Here is a 20569-nt window from a genome sequence, read left to right on the forward strand (position 1 = left end):
GCGCTTCGCCTCGGCTGCGCGCGTCGAGAGGAGGCGGGAAGCCACCCAACCTCCTGCTCACTGGCTGTGCGCTATCGTCTTGGCGGCTTGCTCTCAACACCGAGTGATGTTTCTCCTGCGCTGCGCAGGCTCTCACAGCGGCCTGTCGCGCATCCGCTCAAGCTCGCCACGGCCATGAGGCGTGATTCGCAGAACAACCGCTGGCAGGTCATGGGCTTCAGCCTCTTCTGGAAGGATCGCCTCGACAAGCCCCGCGGCAACCAGCACCGCGACGTTGCGGATGTCCATGGGGTCGGTCACGGTCAGCGGCAACGTTTCCTGTTCGACCTTCTTGAGGAAATCCATCGGCATGAAGCGCTCCCTTTCTCGAAGCGGCTCAGTTTAGGTCAAAGGACCTCCCTCAATCCCCGCAAGGCCCTTCTCTCTTCCATGAGCAGAACGGACTTCTCCCGCTCCTGGGGCTGAGCCCACAGTTCACGCACCGGAGAGCCTCAGCACATTGACGGCTTCCCGCAGCGACGCCGTCCTACGCCCACAAGCACCCACCCCTGAGATGTTGGGGACCCACCGACCAGGAGACCCCGATGACAGCCAAGCGCCATGAACCCGATGCATGCTCGCTACTCGACACCGATCACAAGAACGTCAAGAAGATGTTCGCCGCCTACGAGGAGCTTGCCAGCTCAAAAGCTGCCAGCGCCTCGGAGAAGAAGCGAGATCTTGCACTGCAGATCTGCATGGAGTTGACCGTTCACACGCAACTCGAAGAAGAGCTCCTCTATCCAGCAGTGCGCGAAGCCATCAAGGAAACTGAACTGCTCGACGAAGCCGAGGTTGAACATGCGAGCGCCAAAGACTTAATTGCGCAGATCCAGGATTCGACCGAAGTCGATGAGATGTTCGATGCGAAGGTGAAGGTCCTGGGCGAGTACATCGACCACCACGTCAAGGAAGAGCGCAACGAGATGTTCCCCAAAGCGCGCGCCGCGCGGGGACTCGACCTGGTTGCCATGCGCGAGCAACTCACCACTCGCAAAGAAGAATTGATGGCGGACATGGCAGTCACGGCCTAGACTGCCCCTAGGCCCCTTCCTGGAAGCGTTCCGCCGCCCCTTCGCAAAGACGCAGCCGTCAATGCTGGCCCTCACCAAGCCGCAACTTCGCAATTCCGCAGGAATGTTGCGCCCACCCGGTATCGCGATGAAGCTTCCGTACTTTGCATGCTCGTGCAACATCAAGCATCTGGAAAGTGTCCCGGGGCAGGCATGGCTTCGCCTGTTACCCCGGGTTCAGATGTATCGCTGCATGAACTGCGGGCAATCGCAAGTGTTTTCGCGGCGCTCCATCGATCGAGCCCTGGCCCTTCAAGATGCTCAACCAGTCAGCTCCAGAGAACTGGATGGGATGCGCCATCGTCCACCGCACTGATGCTCCGGGCGCGCCCAATGGGGCAGCGAGACCGAACGCCGGAGCCAATTCCGCGGTCAGGGGCTGAGTACGGGCACCAATTTCCACCCACGCTGGTTGGCCCTGAGCTCGAGGACCGTCCTCGCAAATTCGGCGGGTGGCTGGTTATCCGGTGGCACGTGGCCCGGCAGGCTCGCAGTCACAAACTTCTTGAACCGCGTGCGGTTGGGGGACGCCGCAGCGTCCTTCGAGATAGTGAACGGCCGAGCCGTGCAAGTCTGCAACCTTGGGGTCGCCAGTACCCCCCATTTTCGCTTCTATGCAGGGGCGCCGGTCCATGACACCGACGGCTTTGCACTCGGGTCAATCTGCGTCATCGACTTTCGTCCGCGGAAGCTGGATGGCAGCCAAAGACGCACCCCGCTGGAACTTGCTGCGATTGCTTCTGACGAAGTGAAGCTTCGAGAGCTGATGGCCAAGCTTTAGACGAAGCGAGCGCGCAACGGCCATCTCGCATTCAAGGGAATCACTGGGCCCGGCGCCCTCCCTCCCTGGCAGCTCGATCGATCACGTCGGCGACTGCCTTCGGCTGGGTCATGAATACCGCATGGCTTGCCTTGACCTCCTGAACCGTGGCGCCGATGCGCTTGGCCATCTTGTGCAACATCCGGACGTCGAAGGCCCTGTCCTCGGTCGCGATCACCGCCCAGCTTGGCTTGGTCCGCCATGCGGCGTGATTGAGCTTGGTCGCAAACACCGACATGTTGATCGGCACCTGCGAATCACGCAGGAACGCGGCGTCCGCATCGCTGGCATCGCCGGCGAAGCCGATCTTGAACTTCTCCCGATTGACGAATCCGAATCCGTCCGACTGCGTGTCGATCACGAAGTCGGGGGCCGTGAATCCCGCGTACTGTTCGCTTGTGGTCTCGCCGGCGTCGGGCGACAGCGCGGAGACATAGACAAGACCCACCACCTTCGGATGGATGCCCGCTTCGGTGATGACCGTGCCCCCCCACGAGTGACCCACGAGGATAGTAGGACCGTCCTGGCGCGCGAGCGCGCGCTGCGTCGCCGCCACGTCGTCGGCCAGAGACGTCAGCGGGTTCTGAACGATGGTGACCCGGTAGCCTCGGCCGATGAGCTCGTCATAGACGCCGCGCCAGCCCGAACCATCGGCAAAGGCGCCATGCACCAGCACGACGTTTTTCGCCTGCACCTGTTGGGCATGGGCGCCGCCACCGGGACCGACGATGCTGGCGGTTGTCGCAGCTGCGATCAAAAGCTTGCGAATCAGTGAGTTCATGGGATGTCCTGTGAGTGGATGGGAGAAGCGAAATGGTAGGAAAGAACGTGTTGAACAGGGTTGCGAATATCACGCCAAAGTTGAAGCTTTGCGCGCAAGAATTGCTGTTCTTCAAAACTGCGTTTCGTGACACGCTTCAGATGCGCAATAAAGCTGTCCGGTCCGAATGGCGCGCGGGAGGCGTTGCCACGCACGCAGTCCCTCGCCATCGCACGCGTGTGCAGCCAGCTGCTTTCGTACCGTGCCGGCGATGGCCGCGGCCTTGCCTAGACCGTCGGGACGGTCCCGCCATCGATCAGGTGTTCCGACCCTGAGATCGAGCCCGCCCGGGGTGACACAAGGAACGTGATCAAGTCGGCAACTTCCTGCGGCCTGGCCGGTCGACCCAGCGGAATGCCGCCGAGCGATTGCATGATGATCTGCTTGCCACCCTCGTAATCCGTGCCGGCCTGGCGGGCCAGGCGATCGGCCAGCGCCACCGACGCTTCGGTCTCGATCCATCCGGGCGACACGCGCAGCACGCGCACGCCCTTGGGCGTCACCTCTTTCGACAACGCCTTGCTGTAGGTGGACAAGGCCGCCTTGGCCGCCGCATACGCGGTCGTCGATTCCGGCAGTGGCAGCAGGCGCTGGATCGAGCTGACGTGGACGATGACGCCAGAGCCCTGCGCGAGCATGGCGGGCAGCAGCGCACGATCGAGCCGCACGGCCGGCATGAGGTTCTGGTTCAGTTCGGCGAACCACTGGGCATCGTCCAGGGCCGCGAAGCCGCCGCCCGGTGCGCTGGAGCCGCCGACCACATGCACCAGGATGTCGAGGCCGCCCCAATGCCCGAGCACCGAGTGCGCCACCTTGGCGGCGCCTTCAGCCGTCGCCAGATCGGCGGTCACATGGACCACGCCCCCGATGGGCCGCGCGGGCGCGGCGCGGGCCGTGGTCATCACCTGCACACCGGCGTCGCGCAGGCCTTGAACGACGGCGGCGCCAACGCCTTTGGTGCCGCCGGTGACCAGCGCGCGCTGGCCCTGGAGTTGAAGATCGAAGCTCATGCCGTGATCTCCAGCGACGCAATCAGGCCGCGTTCGAGGCGAAAGCGATATCGAAGATCGACCGGACTGCCGGGAAAATTGCCGGCCACGTGCGCCCGCACGACCTGGAACTCCCCCGCGTGATCCAGCGCAAATGGCTCGACCGTGTACGCGTACTGCGTGGATGTCGCGCTCTTCCATTCCTGGATGGCGCGGCGGCCGGTGTGGGTGCGGCCCTCGTCCTTCACGATGGCTTGAGGCGTGAAACAGCGGGCCAGGGCCTCGGCGTTCTGCCGATCGGCCGCGAAGTAGGCGGCGATCGGAGCGGGAAGGATCAGGGTACTCATGGTGACGACTCCTTGGATGTGAAGACCTCAGGATGCGCGTCGATCATCAATAAGTGAATCGCCTAGAATCTTCACGAGCTATGTAGAAGAAAATACAGAATGCGCGGATCGGAGTTTGCCGAGCTCAAGGCCTTTGCTGCCGTGGTGGAACGCGCGAGCTTTGCCCGCGCCGCCGAGCATCTGGGGCTGTCTGCTTCGGCGCTGAGTCAGACCATCCGACAGCTGGAAACGCGGCTGGGTACGCGGCTGCTGAACCGCACGACCCGCAGCGTGGCCCCCACCGCTACCGGGGCGCAGTTGTACGGGCGCATCGCGCCGCTCTTCCGGGACATGGCCGATGCAGTGAATGAAGCCAGCGCGATGGCGGGTCAGACGCGCGGCACGCTGCGCATCAACACCCTCGGCATGGCCGCCTGGCAGGTGATCGGCCCCCGGCTGGGCCGGTTTCACCGGACGCACCCGGAAGTGACACTGGACATCGTGGTCGACAACGGCCTGAGCGACATCGTCGCCGGTCGCTTCGATGCGGGCATCCGCGTCGGGGGCAAGCTGGAGAAGGACATGATCGCGGTGCGCTTGACGCCGGACGTGAAGATGGTGGCCGTGGCATCCCCGGACTATCTGGAGCGTCGCGGCAAACCGCGGTCCCCCGCCGACCTGCACGGCCACGCCTGCATCAACTGGCGCCTGCAGGGCGACGGGAGTTCCTACCGCTGGGAGTTCGAAAAAAAGGGCAAGCGGATCGAAGTGGCGGTGGAAGGACCCTTGGTCACCAACCACTCGGACACTGGCGTCGCTGCGGCACTCCAAGGGCTGGGGATCGTCTATGCCTTCGATCGCGAACGCGTCGATGCACTGCTCGCCCAGGAGCGGCTGGTGGAGGTTCTCGCCGACTGGTCGATTGCAAGGCCTGGCCTGTTCCTGTACCACCCCAGCCGGCGCCACTTCCCTGCCGCACTGCGCGCCTTCATCGACTGCATGCTGGAGAAAGACCCCTGAGCGGACTTTCTCTTCCCGGCGATCGGACCGGGGGCCGGGCAGGCCCTGCCGGCGTCGCTCGATGGTGACTTCAATATTTCCGCGGATAGGAGCCGGGTAGCCGGAACTCCGCATGGCTCGCGAGCAGCTTGGCGATCTCCGGCTGCGAGGCGTGATCAACGTTCCGATCGTTCATCGGCGGACTTGATCAGACGTTCCCTAGAGATCTCGGAGCAGACGGAAATCTGAGCGAGCGTCGATTGAGCGGCGCAGATCCGTCCGCCTTGCCGCCGCGGCGAGGCGGATCGACGCGCTGCCGGAGGACTCGATTGAGACGCACAGCAGACGTTCAGCGGGCCATACCGACTGACTGCAACCAGTCTGAAGCAGCCACCCCGGTATCCAATACCGGCGCCAAACTCTCACCCTCCCCCACTCTCCTGAAACAACGCCGCCGCATCCCGCGCCAAATCCGACGCGATCCACAGCAGGTTGTCCCGATGCCCTGCCCCCGCCTCTTCGAACCACCCATCGCCGGCGCCGTGGCAGCACCACAGCAGTGAGTTCAGTTGTTCCAGCTTGCATTCCAACAGGTCTGCTGCGTTGGGGGTGGTCGCGTGGGGAGAGGCCGGCGCGGTAGCGCGGGCCATAATTCGTTTAGCCATTTGTTGTGCTCCTTCCAAGGTGTATGCACGTCACTTGGTTAGACGGTCATGGTGTTCGCGCACCGTGGCCGTCGCCTTTTGTGCCTCACGTTCGCATCGATCGATCTGCATCGATGGCCCGCCGTGAGGCGAAGCGGTTCATTCATTCACTCAATCAGTCAGTGGTCCGTGGTGTGGTGTGTGCTGCCCTCCTCGCCCACATGGCGGGTCGTTTCATCACAGGGGCATTCACTGTAGAGAAGTCCTGCCCGGCACAGAGAGAAATTTCGCCGAGGAATGCGCGGTTCGCGCAAGTAATCGCGCTGCGGCAGCGGCGATTCACAAAGCCCTGACAGTCAGGCCCTGAAAGCAGGGCCCGAGCCCCGCATCGAAAGCAGCGCCTCAGCCCTGCCCGCCGAACTCCCGCGCGTGTTCCACCGCGTACTTGATGAGCTCCGCCTGCCCTTCGATGCCCAGGCGCCGCTTGATGCTCTGGCGGTGCGCCTCCACGGTGCGCACGCTCAGGCCGAGGTCGCGCGCGATCTGCTTGCTCGATTCGCCGCGGCCGAGCGCGCTCAAGATTTCGCTCTCGCGCGGCGTGAGCAGCGGGCGTGGGGTCTGGTTGCGAAAGAGTTTCTTCGACACGGCCGGGCTCAAGAAGGTGCCGCCCGCCGACACGGCCTCGATGGCCGCCACGATCTCTGCGGCCGGCGCGTCTTTCAGCACGTAGCCGCGCGCGCCGACCTGCAGGGCCTTCTGCACGTACTCGGGGTTGTCGTACATGCTGAGCATCACGATGTGCGGCGCGGGCTGCTGGTGCGGCTGTTGTTGTTGCAGCAGCAGCGCCGCCAGCTCGATGCCGTTCATGTCCTTCATGCCCACGTCCATGAGCACGAGGTGCGGCTGCGCGCGACCGATGAGTGCCAGCGCCTCGGCCGCGCTGCCGGCCTCGCCCACGATCTCCAGGCCGGGCATGGCGCCCAGGCGCGCGCGCAGGCCGTCGCGCACCAGTGGGTGGTCGTCGACCAGGAACAGGCGCACGATCACAGGGGCAGCAGCAGTGGCGGGGACTTCATTCATGGCCGCTATTCTGGCTTTGCGCGCCGCACAGGCACTTCGGCCACGATGGAGGTGTGGCCCCGGCCCGAGCGCATGCGCAGCCGGCCTTCGATGGACTCCATGCGCTCGCGCATGTTGCGCAGGCCGATGCCGCGCTGCGGGTCGATCTGCATGGCCTCGACGTTGAAGCCGACGCCATCGTCGCTGATCTCCAGGCGCACGGCCTCTTCGTCGAAGCTCAGTGCGATGTGCACCTGTTGCGCACGCGCGTGTTTACGCACATTGGTCAACGCTTCCTGCGTGACGCGAAAGAGCGCGGTCTTGGCTTCTTGCGACAGCTCGAAGGGTTCGCCCTCGACCATGATGGATGCGTCCACGCCGCCTTCTTCACCGAACTCGGCGCCCAGGCGCTCCAGCGCAGCGGGCAGGCCCAGGGTGTCGAGCAGCGCGGGGCGCAGCCGGTGCGAGATGCGGCGCACCTCGGTGAGCGAATCGTTCAGCCGCTGCAGCGCCTTGCCGAGCGCGGGCGGCGGCGACTGGTGCGCGCGGTCGAGCTGCTCCACGGCCGATTCGATGAGCAGCTTGGCCGACACCAGCGTCTGGCTGGTGCCGTCGTGCAGTTCGCGCGCGAGGTGGCCGCGCTCTTCTTCCTGCGACTGCACCACGCGGCGCGCGAGCAGGCGCAGCTTGGCTTCGGCGGTGCGGTGCTCGCTGAGGTTGAGCAGCAGCCCGGCCGCGCTGACCACGCCCAGGCACAGCGCGGCGATGCCGGCGATCCACAGCAGCGTGGCGGTGACGTTGGCGTTCATCTGCCGGTCGAGGGTGTCCATGGTCGACTGGATGTCGTCCAGGTACAGGCCGGTGCCGACCATCCAGTTCCAGCGCGGCAGCGCGGTGACGTAGCCGAGCTTGGGCGCCATCTGCGCGCTGGAGGGCTTGCGCCATTCGTATTCGACGTAGGCGCCGCCCTTGTCGCGCGCGCCCTTGATCAGCTCCTGGATGGTGAAGCGGCCATGCGAATCGCGCAGGTTCCACAGGTTCTGGCCGACCAGCTCGGGCTGGCGCGAGTGCATGAGCGAGTTGCCGTCCATGTCGTAGACGAAGAAGTAGCCGTCGTCGCCGTAGTTGAGCGTGGCCAGGCGGCGCAGCGCCTCGGTGCGCGTGGCCTCGTCGTCCAGGCCCGACTCGTACAGCGGCAGCAGGTTGCTCACGGCCAGGTCGACGTAGCTGCGCAGCTCGCTGCGGCGCTGGGCCATGTAGCTGCGCTCGATGAGGGCCCGCTCGCGCTGGGCGAGGTCGTGTTCCTGGTGACGCACAGCCAGGGCCACGAGCACCAGCGCGACCAGCAGGGGCGCAACGGCCAGCGCGACGATCTTGGTGCGGAGGTTCATCGGGGAGGGAGACTACCACTGGGGGTGGGCGGGGAGCTGACCTCGCGGCTTCGCGGAGAAATTCCGGGGAAGAAGGACCGGGTGACGTTGGGTGACAGTGTGCAGCGCCGAACCGGCCTACAACACGGGGACATCAACAAACGGAAGAGGGAGCACGTATGCGCAAGACGCAAAAGACGACGGCAGCCGAGACAGAGAATGAAGGCTGGAAGCGCGGCATCGACAACGCCGACGACAAGTGGAACAGCCACGACTGCGAGATCCGCTCGGCCGTCCATGAATACGACATGCACCTCTCTCGAACCAAGGGCTACGTCCCGTTGGACTGGCGCCTGGTGAAGGCCATGCTGTGGGTCGAAACGGGGGCCAAACGGCCGCAGTGGAAGACCCGCCCGATGCAGATCGGCAATACAGGAGATCTGGGCCTCCAGGCGCTGCTGGGTGGCAAGGACGGCGGTGACCTGATCCTCCCGCCCTCTTACCGCAGAAGCCTCTCCGTCGACGGCGTGCGCCGCGCGCCTGCCGACAACATCCGGGCGGGCATCGGCTATCTGCTGCTGCGCATGGCCAATTTCTCCTTTCAGAGCGTGCCCGATGCAGACACCCGCACCCATCAGGTCGTCGTGAAAGCTGGCGATACCCTGAACAGCATCGCCAGAGCGAAAGGCAGCACGCCAGAGGTGATGAAGCGGCTCAATCCGTCCGCACACATGCTTCGGCCCGGCGAGGTGCTGCACTACCAGAGGGCCTCGGTTCAGAGGGTCATCACAGGCTGGAAGCCCATCACGGTATCGGGAGCGGCAACTTACTACAACGTGGATGGCGATGCGACGTATGCAGACAAGCTCGGCTATGCCTTGGCGGCCGTTCGCAGAGGCTCCGAGGCAACCGCATGCAAGTAGGCCGAAACATCGGGCGGCGTCTCCTGACACTCGCCTGCTCAGCAGTTATGGCTGGTCCCGCGCACGCCCACACATTCACCGGGAAGTTCACCGGCACGGGCCGGGCATGCAACGGTGTGCTCCACGTGCGCAGCCAGACCATCGAATGGCGGTCGAGTTTCAGCCGCTGCGCACGCAGCAGCTATGAGGTGCTGGACATGAGCCGCCCCGGCGAACCCCGGCGGATGGCCTTTCGCTTCAAGGCACGCGGCGACAAGTGCTTGTATGAAGTCGTCGCGCTCGAACAGGTGGACGGCACCGACTGGACGGCGGACGGCTATCCCTCGCTGGAGGCCTACCGAAAGAAGGACGTACCCGGCTGGCAGGACTCACCCCTGCCCGCCCGGCTCGTTCTGGAGTGCCCAATGACACAACAGCTGCGATGAGCAGCTGCGAAGCAGGTCAGTGCAGGCTCGTCGGCCGCCCCGAAGCCACCCACGCATCCACCCCCCCCGTCAGCGGCAGCGCCCGCCGCGCCCCGCGCGCCAGCAGCACGCGCGCGGCCTGCGCGGCCGAGACTTCGTTGGGGCAGTTGCAGTACAGCACCACGTCGCGGTCGGGGTCGATCGTGAGGTCCAGGTTGCGCTGCTGCAGCGCCTTGAGGGTGTACGACAGCGCGCCCGGAATGCGGCGCGGGTCGACCTGCACGCCGGCTTCGCCGCGCACGTCGATCACCAGCGGCGGCACGTCGCCGCTCATGAGGTCGAACAGTTCGTCGACGCTGATGCGCGGCATGCCGGTGAGCCGCGCGAAGGCGCGGCGGCGCCAGTAGCGCACGGCGAGCATCACGAGCAGCACCACGCCCAGCGCGGCGGTGGCGATGCCGCCGGCCTGCGCCAGCACGGCGAGCACCTGCTGGATCTGGTCGCGAAAGAGCCAGCCCAGGCCGAGGAACAGGCCCGTCCAGACCAGCGCGGCCACGATGTCGAAGCCGACAAAACGCCGCACCGACATGCCCAGCGCACCGGCCATCGGCGGCGCCACCACGGAGACGCCGGGCACGAACTTGGCGGCCACCAGCGACATGCCGCCCCAGTCGGAAATGAGCGATTCGCCGCGCCGCACGCAGGAGTCCTGCGACAGCGAGATGCGGCACAGCAGCCGCATGAAGCGGTAGCCGAAGCGACGCCCGGCATAGAACCACGCGCCGTCGCCCAGCAGGTTGGCGACCACAGCGGCCAGCACCACGCCGACCACCGACACGTCGCCCGCCGCCAGCAGCGCGCCGGTGACGACCAGCACGGCCGCGGCCGGCACAGGCAGGCCCAGGCGCGCGGCGAAGCTGGCGGCAAACACCACCAGGATCGCGTTCTGCACCAGCAGCGACATCAGCTGCGCCATGCGGGCCGCCGTTCGGTCGTTGCCGGGGGCCGCGGGGCGGCGCGCCGGGAGGAGGTGTGGGATGTGCTCATGCCGGGCGCGATTCTCCCGCATGGCCCAAGCACGTACTGCGCGCAGGCCATCCGGGCGCCCGCACGCCCGTTCGCTCAGCGGGGCGCGTCGCCCTTGCGGTACTCGGCGGTGAGCGCGTCGAGCTTCTGCTTGAGCGACGGGTCGAGCGTGTAACTGGCGGCAGCCACGGTGGCGTCGAGCTGCTCGGGGCGGCTGGCGCCCAGCAGCGGCGCGGTGATCAGCGGGTTGGCCATGACCCAGGCCACGGCCAGCGTGGCCAGCGGCACGCCGGCTTCGTCGGCCAGGGCGTGCAGCTGGGTGACGGTGTCGAAGCTGCGGTCGTTCCAGTAGCGGTCCTGGTACATGCCGCCGGCGGTGCCGAGGGTGAAGCGGGTGTTTTCCTCGGGCTTGGCGCCGGGCTTGTACTTGCCGGTGAGCAGGCCGCCGGCCAGCGGGTTGTAGGGAATCACGCCCAGGCCCTCTTCGGCCGCGAGCGGCAGCAGCTCGCGCTCGATCTCGCGGAACAGCAGGCTGTAGCGCGGCTGCACCGACACGAAGCGCGTGAAGCGGTGCAGCTCGGCCTTGCCCAGCGCGCGGGCCAGGCGGTAGGCCAGGAAGTTCGACACGCCGATGTAGCGCGCGCGGCCTGACTTGACGATGACGTCGAGCGCCTCCAGGCTTTCTTCGAGCGGGGTCTCGCGGTCGTCCATGTGCAGCTGGTACAGGTCGACGTGGTCGGTCTTCAGGCGCTTGAGCGAGAGGTCGATGGCGTCGAGCAGGTGCTTGCGCGAGGCGCCCTGGTCCCAGGGGTTGGGGCCGACCTTGTTGACGGCCTTGGTGGCGACCACGAAGCGGCGGCGGCCCGCGGGGCCCTGCTTATCGAGCCAGTTGCCGATGATCTCTTCGGTCCGGCCGGTGGTCTCGATGGTGCCGCCCAGCGGGTACACGTCGGCGGTGTCGAGGAAGTTGATGCCGGCGTCGGCGGCCTTGTCCAGGATCTGGTGCGACACGGCCTCGTCGGTCTGCAGGCCGAAGGTCATGGTGCCCAGGGCCAGGCGGGACACGGTGAGGCCGGTACGGCCCAGGCGGGTGGTGGGGATGCTCATGCAGGCTCGCTCCGAGAAGGTGGGAGAGGGAGGAAAAGAGGCGGCGGCCATCATAGGCACGGCCGCGCATTCCTGCAGGCGCTGGAGATTCAGGTGGATTCGAGGTGCACGCCGGGCGCGCCGCGTTCGACCGAGAAGCGGGCCATGGCCGCGACGGCAGAGTCGGCGTTCTTCTCGTCGTCCACCGCGCGGAACTCGACCGCGCAGCCGCGCGCGTCGAGCGTCATGAGGCCGTAGCCGCGCTTGTCGGCGCGGCCGTAGCGCAGGTGTTCGTTCTTCGCGCGCATGTGGGCCACGCTGGCGGCGCTGGGCCCTTCGGAGGTGATGGCGCCGCCGACGAACTCGGTCGCGACGACGGGCCCCTGCGGCTCGCGGCGCAGGTCGGCGGCCCAGAAGGCGTGCACGTCGCCGCCGAGCACCAGCGCATCGCCGCCGCGCGACGGGTTGGCGGCCAGCGCGTCGAGCAGGCGCGTGCGCGCGGCGGCGTAGCCGTCCCAGCCGTCCATCCAGTAGCCGTGACCGGGGCAGCGCTGGCGGTCGGCTTCGGCGAGCAAGGTGGGTTGGGCGATGACCGTCCAGCGCGCCGGCGGCGTGGCGAGTTCGTTCGCGAGCCAGGCTTCCTGCTGCATGCCGAGCAGGCTGCGCTCCGGGGCCAGCCGGTCGGCGCAATCGACCAGCGGCTTGGTGCTGCGGCCCGGGAGGCAGGCGTGGTGCGAGCGGTACTGGCGGCCGTCGAGCAGCATCACGTCGAGCATGCGGCCGAAGCGATGGCGGCCGTAGATGGTCGCGCCCGCGCCGCGTGGACGCATGGAGGCGGGCACGGGCATGTGCTCGTACCAGGCCTGGTAGGCGGCGGCGCGGATCGCCAGGAACTGCGCCGGGTCGGGCGTGCGCGGCGAGACGTCGTCGGTGTAGTCGTTGGCGACCTCGTGGTCGTCCCAGGTCACGAGCCACGGAAAGGCGGCGTGCGCGGCCTGCAGGTGCGGGTCGGTCTTGTAGAGCGCGTAGCGGTTGCGAAAGCCGGCAAGGTCGGTGGGAATGCCGCCCTCGTGCCGGCGCACGTTGTGCGAGCCGCGCGAGCTTTCGTAGATGTAGTCGCCCAGGTGCACGACGAAGTCGAGCGGCTGCGCGGCCATGTCGCGGTAGGCGGCGTAGTAGCCCTCCTCGTACTGCTGGCACGAGGCGAAGGCGAAGCGCAGCGGCTGCACGGTGGCGTCGGTGTCGGCCGGCGCGGTGCGCGTGCGGCCGACGGGGCTGCGCACGCCGCCGGCTGTGAAGCGGTACCAGTAGGGGCGGCCCGGGCGCAGGCCCTGCACTTCGACGTGCACCGAGTGCGCGAGGTCGGCCTCGGCGCTGGCGATGCCCTTGGTCACGATGCGGCGAAAGCGCTCGTCCTCGGCCACCTCCCACTGCACCGCCACGGGCGCATCACCCATGCCGCCGCCCTGCAGCGGCTCGGGCGCGAGCCGCGTCCACAGCACCATGCCGTCCGGCCGCGGCGCGCCCGAGGCGACGCCGAGCGTGAACGGGTCGCGCGCCGCCGCGGTCTGGGCGCGCAGGTGCAGGAAGGGATGGCCGAGCGCGGCGGCGGCGAGGCCGGTGTGCAGCAGGCGTCGGCGGGTGAAAAACGGAGGGGTCATCGGGCGTCCTTCTTGGCGCGTCGCTCGGCGATCTCGAGGTCGATCGATGCCTGCAGCTGCGCTTGCCGTTCGGGGTTCTTCGGGCGGGTGTCGAAGCTCCTCGTGCGTATGCCTTCGACCGACTGTGAGGAAACACGGCGAGACTTTCCCCACCAGATCGCTGCAGCGCCGCCGAGCAGGAACAGCGCGACCATGAATTCCGCGGCGACCCGGTTCAGGTCGCTCTTGAGGATCGGCTGCGCTGCGTTGTCTGTCCGGTCCCGCGGAGGCAGCAGGACTGCGAGCTTCTTGCCCACGGGGCGCGCGCTGAACTTGCCGCCACGGCCGGCCCGCAGGACGGCTTTTCGGCCATCGGGTCGGACGTAGTCGACCCGCACCTCGTCGCCGTTGGCGCCGGTGACGACACCCTCGACTTCGCCGTAGGACAGAAGAACCAGCGCCGCGTCATACGCCGACAGCAGCGCGACACACAGCATGGCGACGCCCATCGCCGCAACGCACGTCGCCACCAACACTCGAAAGATATGCATGGACTCCAGCCATCAGGAACGTGCCTGATTCTGGCGCCCTTCTCTTGCAGCACCGCCACTGCAGAACGGCGTCTCAGCCCGCCGACCCTTCGCAAACCACCGCCACCGGCCGCCGCGCATCCGCACGCGCGCTCGCCACCGCCCAGGCGAAGATGCCCACGCCCGCCAGCGCGAGCAGCGCGCCGACCCAGCCGGTCGAGGTCCAGCCCAGGCCGGCTGCAATGGCGACGCCGCCGAGCCAGGCGCCCAGGGCGTTGGCCATGTTGAAGGCCGAGTGGTTGAGCGCGGCGGCGAGGGTCTGGGCGTCGCCGGCCACGTCCATCAGGCGGATCTGCAGGGCCGGGCCGATGGCGACGGTGGTGCCGATCAGGAACACGGTGAAGGCCGCCGTCACGACGTGGTGCGCGGCGAAGGTGAAGCTGGCGAGCACCAGCGCCGCGTAGACGAGCACGCCGCCGATGGTGCGCATGAGCGACTTGTCGGCCAGCCGCGAGCCCACGAGGTTGCCGGTGACCATGCCCAGGCCGAACAGCGCGAGCACAAAAGGCACGCCGCCCAGCGGCAGGCCGGCCACCTCGATCAGCGTGGGCTTGATGTAGCTGAACACGGCGAACATGCCGCCGAAGCCGATGGCGCCGATGCCCAGCGTGAACCACACCTGCTTGCGCTTGAGCGCGCCGAGTTCGCGCCAGGGGCTGGCGCCGGCGGCGGGTGCGATGTCGGGCACGTCGCGGCGCAGCAGCACCACGGCAACGAGCGCGATGACGCCCACGAACACGAAGGCCGCGCGCCAGCCGAACAGCTGGCCCAGCCACGCCGCGATGGGCACGCCGACCAGCGTGGCGCCGGTGAGCCCCAGCATCACGAGGCCGACGGCGCGTGCGCGCCGCCCCGGTGGCGCGAGCGTGGCGGCCACGAGCGCGGCCACGCCGAAGTAGGTGCCGTGCGGCAGGCCGGTGGCAAAGCGCAGCAGGTTGAGCGACAGGTAGCCGGGCGCCATGGCGCTGGCGAAGTTGCCGGCCGCGAACACGGCCATCAGCGCGATCAGCAGTGCGCGTCGGCCCCAGCCGGCGGCCAGCACCGCGAGCACGGGCGCGCCGATGACCACGCCCAGCGCGTAGGCGCTGATGACGTGGCCGGCCTGCGGGATGGTGACGGCGATGTCCTTCGCGACCTCGGGCAGCAGGCCCATGATGACGAACTCGCCGGTGCCGATGGCAAAGCCGCCGACGCCGAGCGCGAGCACCGCGCGCAGGAATTGGGCGGACGAGACGGACGGTGCAATGGCGGTGGTTTCCGCGCCTTCGCGGGCGGACGGTGAGGCGTTCAAGGCCGGGCTCCTGGGGGGGGTGCCCGGCGGACGCGGGCAAGGCCCGATTCTAGGGTAAACCCTTAAATTGTGAAGATGCTCTCGTGCGCCGCGTCGGTACCGTCTTGCGGCTGAAGGCCTCAACGCCGCTGGAACTGCGGCGCCCGGCGCTCGGCCATGGCGCGCACGCCTTCCTTGAAGTCGTCGGTTGCGAACTGCACGCACTGCACCTCGCGCTCGTGGCGGTTGGCCTCGGTCACGGCGTCGGCCAAGCCGCGCCGCAGGGTGGCGCGGGTGGCTTCGACGGCCAGCGGGGCCGACAGCGCGATCTCGCCCGCCAGCGCCAGCGCGCTCGCGCGCACCTCGTCGGCCGGCACCAGCTGGTCGACGAGGCCGATGCGCAGCGCTTCCTCGCCACCGATGCGCCGCCCGGTGAAGAACAGCAGGCCGGCCTGCTGCGCCCCCACGAGGCGCGGCAGCGTCGCGCTCAGGCCGAAGCCCGGGTGAAAGCCCAGGCGGTTGAAGTTGGCGCTGAAACGCGCCTCGGCGCAGCTCACGCGAAAGTCGGCCGCCACCGCAAGGCCGAGGCCCGCACCCACCGCAGCGCCATGCACCGCGGCGACCAGGGGCTTGGCGCTGCGAAAGAGCCGCATCGCCTGCGCGTACAGCGGACCGGGGTCGCGCGAGGTGCCGTCGTCGTCCCCGCTGTTGAAGTCGGCGCCTGCGCTGAAGGCGCGCCCCTCGGCGGCCAGCACGATGGCGCGGCAGCCGGGCTCGGCGTCGAGCCGGTCGAGGTGGTCGGCCAGTTCGCGCAGCAGCGCCTCGTTCACGTAGTTGAAAGGACCGCGGCGGATTTCGAGCAGCGCAACGTGCGCGTGGCCCGACTCGAGGGATGCGATGTGGCTCATTGGACCTCCAGCTTGGCGATGTCGACGTAGCCCTTCCACTTCTCGCGCTCCTGACGCTCGAAGGTGGCAAGGTCGGCGAGGCTGACCTTGGCCGGCGCGAAGGCAAAGCCCTCGAGCCGCGAACGGATCGGGTCGGTGGTCACGGCCTCGTTGATCCAGGTGTTGAGTTTCTGCTGGATCTCCACCGGCGTCGCGGCCGGCACGGCAATGCCGAGGAAGCCGCCGCGGATGGTGAACTTCGGGTACGTCTCGGCGATCAGCGGCAGCGCCGGGTAGCGCTTGAGCCGCGCGTCGCTGTGCACGGCCAGCGCGCGCAACTGGCCCGAGGCCACGAAGGCGTCGCCGGCCACGGTGTCGGTGAACACCACCTGGATCTGCCCGGCGATGAGCTCCGACATCGCCTGACTCACCTGCTTGTACGGAATGGGCGCGAGCTCGATGCCGGCCTCGTGCGCGAACAGCGCGCCCGTGACTTTCGAGGTGGCGTTGAAGTGGCCGTAGTTGATGCTGCCCGGCGCCTTCTTCGCGGCGGCCACGAACTCCTGCAGCGTCTTGTAGGGCGCGTCGGGCCGCACCAGCATGTAGGTGGAGCCGGGGCCGAAGGAGCCGACCAGCCGGAAGTCCTTGCCCGGGTCGTAGGGCAGCTTGCGGAACAGGCTGGGGTTGGCCAGGTGCGTGGACGTGGTGGCCAGCAGCAGCACCGAGCCGTCGGCCGGCGCGTTGCGCACCGCCTCCACGCCGATGATGCCGTTGCCGCCGGGGCGGTTGTCGACCACCACCGCGCGGCCGGTCTTGCGCGTGAGGAACTCGGCCAGCATGCGCGCCGAGATGTCGCCCGAGCCGCCGGGGCCGAAGGGCACGATGATCTGGATCGGCTTGTCCTTGTCTTGCGCCTGGGCGGCGCCGGTGGCGGTGGCCGCGAACGGCAGGCCCGCCAGCCAGGCGAGGCAGTGTCTTCTGTGCATGGGATGTGTCTCCTGTCTGTTTTTGAATGTCGTGGCCGGTGGGCGCTCAGCCGAGCGCGCCGGCGCCCAGCGCCTCGTTGTGCTCGCCCACGCCGGGCGCGCGGGCCCGTACCTGCGGGCGTTCGCCGTCGAAGGACAGCGGCAGCCCGACGATGCGCAGTTCTTCGTCGGGCACGGTCTGAAAGATGCCGATGGCCTCGGTCTGCGGCTGCGCCAGCACCTGCGCGAAGTCCTGGATCGGCGCGCACGGAATGCCCAGCGGCTCCAGCGCGTCGAGCCACTGCTGCGTCGAGCGCGTGCGGAACACGGCCTCCAGCGCGGGGATGAGCAGCGCCTTGTGCTGCACGCGCAGCGCGTTGCTCGCAAAGCGTTCGTCGCGCGTCCATTCCTCGTGGCCCGTGGCGCGCGCCAGCTTGGCGAACAGGCGGTCGTTGGCGGCGGCCACGACGATCTCGCCGTCTTCGGTGGGCAGCGCCTGGAACACCACCACGTTGGGGTTGCCGCTGCGGTGGCGCTCGGGCTGACGGCCCGTGGCGTGGAAGCCGGCCATCATCACCTGCAGCCAGCCCAGCGCGGTCTCGAACAGCGAGGTGTCGACCACGCAGCCCTGCCCCGTCGTCGCACGCCGCAGCAGCGCGGCGATGCAACCCAGCGCCGCCCAGATGCCGGTGCCCAGGTCGAGCACCTGCATGCCGACGCGCGCCGACGGGCCGTTCTCGGCGCCGTTGATGCTGAAGATGCCCGCGAAGGCCTGCACCATCGGCTCGTAGCCCGGCGCCAGGCGCATCGGCCCCTTGTGCCCGAAGGCCCAGAGCGAGCAGTACACCAGCCGGGGGTTGAGCGCGCGCAGCACGTCGGGGCCGAGCTCCAGTTCTTCGAGCGAACCGGGGCGCATGTTCTGGATGAACACGTCGGCCTGCGCGGCGTGTTCGCGCAGCCACTGCACGTGCGCCGGGTTCTTCAGGTCGAGCGCGATGCTCTTCTTGCCGTGGTTCATGGCCTGGAAGGTGGTCGCGGTGCCGCGCCAGAACGGCGGGCCCCAGCCGCGCGCGTCGTCGCCCGCGCCGGGCCGCTCGATCTTCACCACCTCGGCGCCGAGCGAGGACAGGATCTCTCCCGCGTACGGCCCGGCGATGTTCTGCCCGACCTCGATGACCTTGATGCCGGCCAGCGGCTGCGCGGCGGCGATGTTGTGAAAAGGGGTCGTCATGTTCAATGTCCTGTGAATCGGGGGGCGCGTTTTTCGAGGAAGTGCTGCACGCCCTCGCGGAAGTCGTCGGTGTCGCGGCACGCGGCGATCTCGCGGTCGGCGTCGCGCGTGGCTTGGCCCAGCGTCTGGTAGCGGGCGGCACGCAGCTGCCGCTTGATGACGCGGGTGGCGCGCGGCGAAGCCGCATTCGCAATCTCGCCGGCGCGCGCGAGCACCGCGTCGAGAAAGCCCTCGGCCGGCAGCAAGTAGGCCAGCCCCATGCGGTCGGCCTCCTCCGCCAGCACGGTGCGGCCGGTCAGCAGCAGGTCGGCGGCATGCATCGGGCCGATGAGGCGCGGCAGCAGCCAGGCCGTGCCGTGCTCGGCCACGAGGCCGCGGCGCGCATAGGGAAAGCTGAGCTTGGCGCCGGCGGCCACGTAGCGCAGGTCGGCGTGCAGCGCGAGGCACAGGCCGACGCCAGCTGCGGCGCCGTTGATCGCCGCGATCAGCGGCTTGTCGAAGCCGCCGAGGTAGCCGTAGCGCTGCGCGAGGTCGTCGTCCGAGGGCGCCTGCGGCACGGGCGGCCGGACTGCTGCGCCCAGCACCGCCATGTCCATGCCTGCGCAAAAGCCCCGCCCGGCGCCGGTCAGCACGGCGCAGCGCACGTCGTCGTCGGCCTGCGCCAGGTGGATGGCCTCGCGCAGCTCGGCCTCCAGCGTGGGCGTCCAGGCGTTGAGCCGGTCGGGGCGGTCGAAGGTGATCGAGGCGACGCGGTCGATCACCGCGTACCTGAGTTCCGTGAATTCCAAGCGTGTCTCCGGTTCGTTGCTCGCCCTGTGTCGGGCATGGGCTCAGTATTCCGGCGCACCCTGGCGGTGACAATGCTGCAATTTCGCTGACCGAAATCATGGCCACGCCCCGCTCCACCTCCACCCGGGCCGAAACGCAGTCGACCGGCACCTTCGTGCGCAGCACGCCGGGCAGCCATTCGCTCGAGCGCGGGCTGGCGTTGCTGCGCGCCTTCCGGCATGGGGTGGACGTGCTGACCAACGCCGAGCTGGCCGATCGCACGCAGCTGCCGCGGCCCACGGTGAGCCGCCTGACGCGCTCGCTGGTGGATGCGGGCTTTCTCGCCTACGACCTCGAGCAGCGCGGCTACCGGCTGACGGCCGCGTGCCTGAGCCTGGCCTTGTCGTTCCGCACCTCGGAGCAGACGCTGGCGCAGGCCCTGCCGCTGATGCGTGCGCTGGCCGAGGGCCGCCGCGTGAACGTGGGCCTGGCGGTGGCCGACCAGCTGGAGATGGTGTACCTGGACTCGGTGCGCTTCAGCCGGCTGGGCATCTTCCGGCGCATCCTGCCGGGCTCGCGCCTGCCGATCGCGAGCACGTCGCTGGGCTGCGCTTTCCTGGCGGGCATGCAGGCGACGGAACGCAAGGCCTTGCTGGGCCAGCTGCGCAAGGCGCATGGCAGCGACTGGCCCGCACTGCAGCGGCAGGTGGATGCGGCCCTGCGTGCGGTGGACGCGCAAGGCTATTGCCACGCGAACTGGGCGCCGGGCATGACGGCGGTGGCGCTGCCGCTGCGTGCACCGTCAGGCAGTCTCTATGCGATGAACGTGAGTTTTCCGACGACGGGGGAGGTGTCGGCGGATGCACTGCAGGCACACGCCGATCTGCTGCTGCGCCTTGCGGCAGACCTGCGCAAGGCGTGGGCGCGGTAGCGGGTCAGATCGCAACCAGCTGCCGCACGCCCTGCGCTTCCATGTCCTTGCCCAGGCCGCGCGCAATGACTTCGCCGCGCTCCATCACGAGGTAGTCGTCGGCCAGCTCCTGCGCGAAGTCGTAGTACTGCTCGCACAGCACAATGGCCATGTCGCCGCGGTCGGCCAGCATGCGGATGACGCGGCCGATGTCCTTGATGATGCTGGGCTGGATGCCCTCGGTGGGCTCGTCGAGGATCAGCAGCTTGGGCTTGGGCGCGAGGGCGCGGGCGATCGCCAGTTGCTGCTGCTGCCCGCCGGAGAGGTCGCCGCCTCTTCGGTTGATCATCTGCTTGAGCACGGGGAACAGCTCGAACAGCTCCGCAGGAATCGGCGTGCCGCCGCTCTTGTAGGCCAGGCCCATGCGCAGGTTCTCCTCGACCGTAAGCCGCGCGAAGATCTCGCGGCCCTGGGGGACGAAGCCGATGCCGGCCCTGGCCCTGTCGTAGGGCGTGGCCTTGTGGATCGGCTTGCCTTCGAGCTCGATGCTGCCGCTCTTGATGGGCACGAGGCCCATGAGCGACTTCAGCAGCGTGGTCTTGCCGACGCCGTTGCGGCCGAGCAGGACCGTGACCTTGCCGAGCGTGGCCTCGAAGCTCACGTCTCTGAGGATGTGGGAGCCGCCGTAGTACTGGTGGATGTTCTTGACTGTCAGCATGGTGGAATGCCT

At 68.2% G+C, this 20569-nt stretch carries 22 protein-coding genes; 5 read left to right on the plus strand and 17 right to left on the minus strand.

Annotation, left to right across the window (positions count from 1 at the left end; translation table 11 throughout):
• Nucleotides 1-132: 132 nt before the first annotated feature.
• Nucleotides 133-351: a hypothetical protein gene (locus AC07O4_RS17065; protein WP_495305168.1), complete on the minus strand. Its 219-nt coding sequence runs from the start codon at nt 349-351 to the stop codon at nt 133-135.
• Between the two features lie 233 nt (nt 352-584).
• Here AC07O4_RS17065 and AC07O4_RS17070 point away from each other — a divergent pair, with 233 nt between their 5' ends.
• Nucleotides 585-1073 carry a hemerythrin domain-containing protein gene (locus AC07O4_RS17070; RefSeq protein WP_095744401.1) on the plus strand — a complete coding sequence of 163 codons (489 nt, stop codon included), beginning with the start codon at nt 585-587 and terminating at the stop codon, nt 1071-1073.
• 860 nt (nt 1074-1933) lie between these two features.
• Here AC07O4_RS17070 and AC07O4_RS17075 read toward each other — a convergent pair.
• The 3 genes from AC07O4_RS17075 to AC07O4_RS17085 all read right to left on the minus strand — a co-directional run bounded on the left by AC07O4_RS17075 (nt 1934) and on the right by AC07O4_RS17085 (nt 4088).
• Nucleotides 1934-2713, minus strand: coding sequence for an alpha/beta fold hydrolase (locus tag AC07O4_RS17075; protein WP_139701817.1), 780 nt, complete (start codon nt 2711-2713; stop codon nt 1934-1936).
• 266 nt (nt 2714-2979) lie between these two features.
• Nucleotides 2980-3762 carry an SDR family oxidoreductase gene (locus AC07O4_RS17080; RefSeq protein WP_495305169.1) on the minus strand — a complete coding sequence of 261 codons (783 nt, stop codon included), beginning with the start codon at nt 3760-3762 and terminating at the stop codon, nt 2980-2982.
• Nucleotides 3759-4088 carry a nuclear transport factor 2 family protein gene (locus AC07O4_RS17085; RefSeq protein ID WP_062472395.1) on the minus strand — a complete coding sequence of 110 codons (330 nt, stop codon included), beginning with the start codon at nt 4086-4088 and terminating at the stop codon, nt 3759-3761. The genes AC07O4_RS17080 and AC07O4_RS17085 overlap by 4 nt, the downstream gene beginning before the upstream one ends.
• Nucleotides 4089-4187: 99 nt before the next feature.
• Between AC07O4_RS17085 and AC07O4_RS17090 the strand changes: the two genes are divergently transcribed.
• Nucleotides 4188-5087 carry a LysR family transcriptional regulator gene (locus AC07O4_RS17090; RefSeq protein ID WP_369632449.1) on the plus strand — a complete coding sequence of 300 codons (900 nt, stop codon included), beginning with the start codon at nt 4188-4190 and terminating at the stop codon, nt 5085-5087.
• A gap of 401 nt (nt 5088-5488) precedes the next feature.
• On the opposite strand, the gene AC07O4_RS17095 is transcribed toward AC07O4_RS17090, so the two are convergent.
• From AC07O4_RS17095 to AC07O4_RS17105, 3 genes are all read right to left on the minus strand, one after another.
• Complete coding sequence (locus AC07O4_RS17095; RefSeq protein WP_070061615.1) at nt 5489-5731, minus strand: hypothetical protein; 243 nt, start codon at nt 5729-5731, stop codon at nt 5489-5491.
• A gap of 381 nt (nt 5732-6112) precedes the next feature.
• Nucleotides 6113-6790 (minus strand): response regulator transcription factor, encoded by a 678-nt coding sequence (locus tag AC07O4_RS17100; protein ID WP_495305170.1) that lies wholly within the window; start codon nt 6788-6790, stop codon nt 6113-6115.
• Nucleotides 6791-6795: 5 nt separating this feature from the next.
• Nucleotides 6796-8160 (minus strand): cache domain-containing protein, encoded by a 1365-nt coding sequence (locus AC07O4_RS17105; protein ID WP_495305171.1) that lies wholly within the window; start codon nt 8158-8160, stop codon nt 6796-6798.
• A 158-nt stretch (nt 8161-8318) separates the two neighbouring features.
• Between AC07O4_RS17105 and AC07O4_RS17110 the strand changes: the two genes are divergently transcribed.
• Both AC07O4_RS17110 and AC07O4_RS17115 read left to right on the plus strand, forming a co-directional pair.
• Nucleotides 8319-9062: a LysM peptidoglycan-binding domain-containing protein gene (locus tag AC07O4_RS17110; protein ID WP_139702767.1), complete on the plus strand. Its 744-nt coding sequence runs from the start codon at nt 8319-8321 to the stop codon at nt 9060-9062.
• A 125-nt stretch (nt 9063-9187) separates the two neighbouring features.
• Complete coding sequence (locus tag AC07O4_RS17115; RefSeq protein WP_495305172.1) at nt 9188-9487, plus strand: hypothetical protein; 300 nt, start codon at nt 9188-9190, stop codon at nt 9485-9487.
• Nucleotides 9488-9503: 16 nt separating this feature from the next.
• Here the strand turns inward: AC07O4_RS17115 and AC07O4_RS17120 are convergent, their stop codons facing one another.
• From AC07O4_RS17120 to AC07O4_RS17160, 9 genes are all read right to left on the minus strand, one after another.
• The gene (locus AC07O4_RS17120; protein ID WP_495305173.1) at nt 9504-10442 is read right to left on the minus strand and encodes a VTT domain-containing protein; all 939 of its coding nucleotides are present in this window, start codon (nt 10440-10442) and stop codon (nt 9504-9506) included.
• A gap of 146 nt (nt 10443-10588) precedes the next feature.
• The gene (locus AC07O4_RS17125; protein WP_495305174.1) at nt 10589-11599 is read right to left on the minus strand and encodes an aldo/keto reductase; all 1011 of its coding nucleotides are present in this window, start codon (nt 11597-11599) and stop codon (nt 10589-10591) included.
• 89 nt (nt 11600-11688) lie between these two features.
• Nucleotides 11689-13239: an alkaline phosphatase D family protein gene (locus AC07O4_RS17130; protein ID WP_495305175.1), complete on the minus strand. Its 1551-nt coding sequence runs from the start codon at nt 13237-13239 to the stop codon at nt 11689-11691.
• Nucleotides 13236-13769 (minus strand): DUF3592 domain-containing protein, encoded by a 534-nt coding sequence (locus AC07O4_RS17135; protein ID WP_495305176.1) that lies wholly within the window; start codon nt 13767-13769, stop codon nt 13236-13238. The genes AC07O4_RS17130 and AC07O4_RS17135 overlap by 4 nt, the downstream gene beginning before the upstream one ends.
• 73 nt (nt 13770-13842) lie before the next feature.
• A complete protein-coding gene (locus AC07O4_RS17140) occupies nt 13843-15099 on the minus strand; it encodes an MFS transporter (protein ID WP_095744119.1) in 1257 nt (418 codons plus the stop codon).
• Nucleotides 15100-15218: 119 nt separating this feature from the next.
• On the minus strand, nt 15219-15986 hold the full coding sequence (locus AC07O4_RS17145; protein WP_495305177.1) for an enoyl-CoA hydratase/isomerase family protein: 768 nt from the start codon (nt 15984-15986) through the stop codon (nt 15219-15221).
• Nucleotides 15983-16951, minus strand: coding sequence for a Bug family tripartite tricarboxylate transporter substrate binding protein (locus AC07O4_RS17150; protein WP_495305178.1), 969 nt, complete (start codon nt 16949-16951; stop codon nt 15983-15985). Before AC07O4_RS17150 ends, AC07O4_RS17145 begins: the two co-directional genes overlap by 4 nt.
• Nucleotides 16952-16997: 46 nt before the next feature.
• Complete coding sequence (locus AC07O4_RS17155; protein WP_495305179.1) at nt 16998-18161, minus strand: CaiB/BaiF CoA transferase family protein; 1164 nt, start codon at nt 18159-18161, stop codon at nt 16998-17000.
• Nucleotides 18162-18163: 2 nt separating this feature from the next.
• Nucleotides 18164-18949 carry an enoyl-CoA hydratase-related protein gene (locus AC07O4_RS17160; RefSeq protein WP_495305180.1) on the minus strand — a complete coding sequence of 262 codons (786 nt, stop codon included), beginning with the start codon at nt 18947-18949 and terminating at the stop codon, nt 18164-18166.
• Between the two features lie 98 nt (nt 18950-19047).
• Here AC07O4_RS17160 and AC07O4_RS17165 point away from each other — a divergent pair, with 98 nt between their 5' ends.
• A complete protein-coding gene (locus tag AC07O4_RS17165) occupies nt 19048-19860 on the plus strand; it encodes an IclR family transcriptional regulator (RefSeq protein ID WP_495305181.1) in 813 nt (270 codons plus the stop codon).
• Nucleotides 19861-19864: 4 nt separating this feature from the next.
• On the opposite strand, the gene urtE is transcribed toward AC07O4_RS17165, so the two are convergent.
• Nucleotides 19865-20557 (minus strand): urea ABC transporter ATP-binding subunit UrtE, encoded by a 693-nt coding sequence (gene urtE / locus AC07O4_RS17170; RefSeq protein ID WP_062472198.1) that lies wholly within the window; start codon nt 20555-20557, stop codon nt 19865-19867.
• Nucleotides 20558-20569 lie beyond the last annotated feature (12 nt).

The sequence above is a fragment of the Variovorax sp. GW821-FHT09D04 genome, from assembly GCF_059416405.1.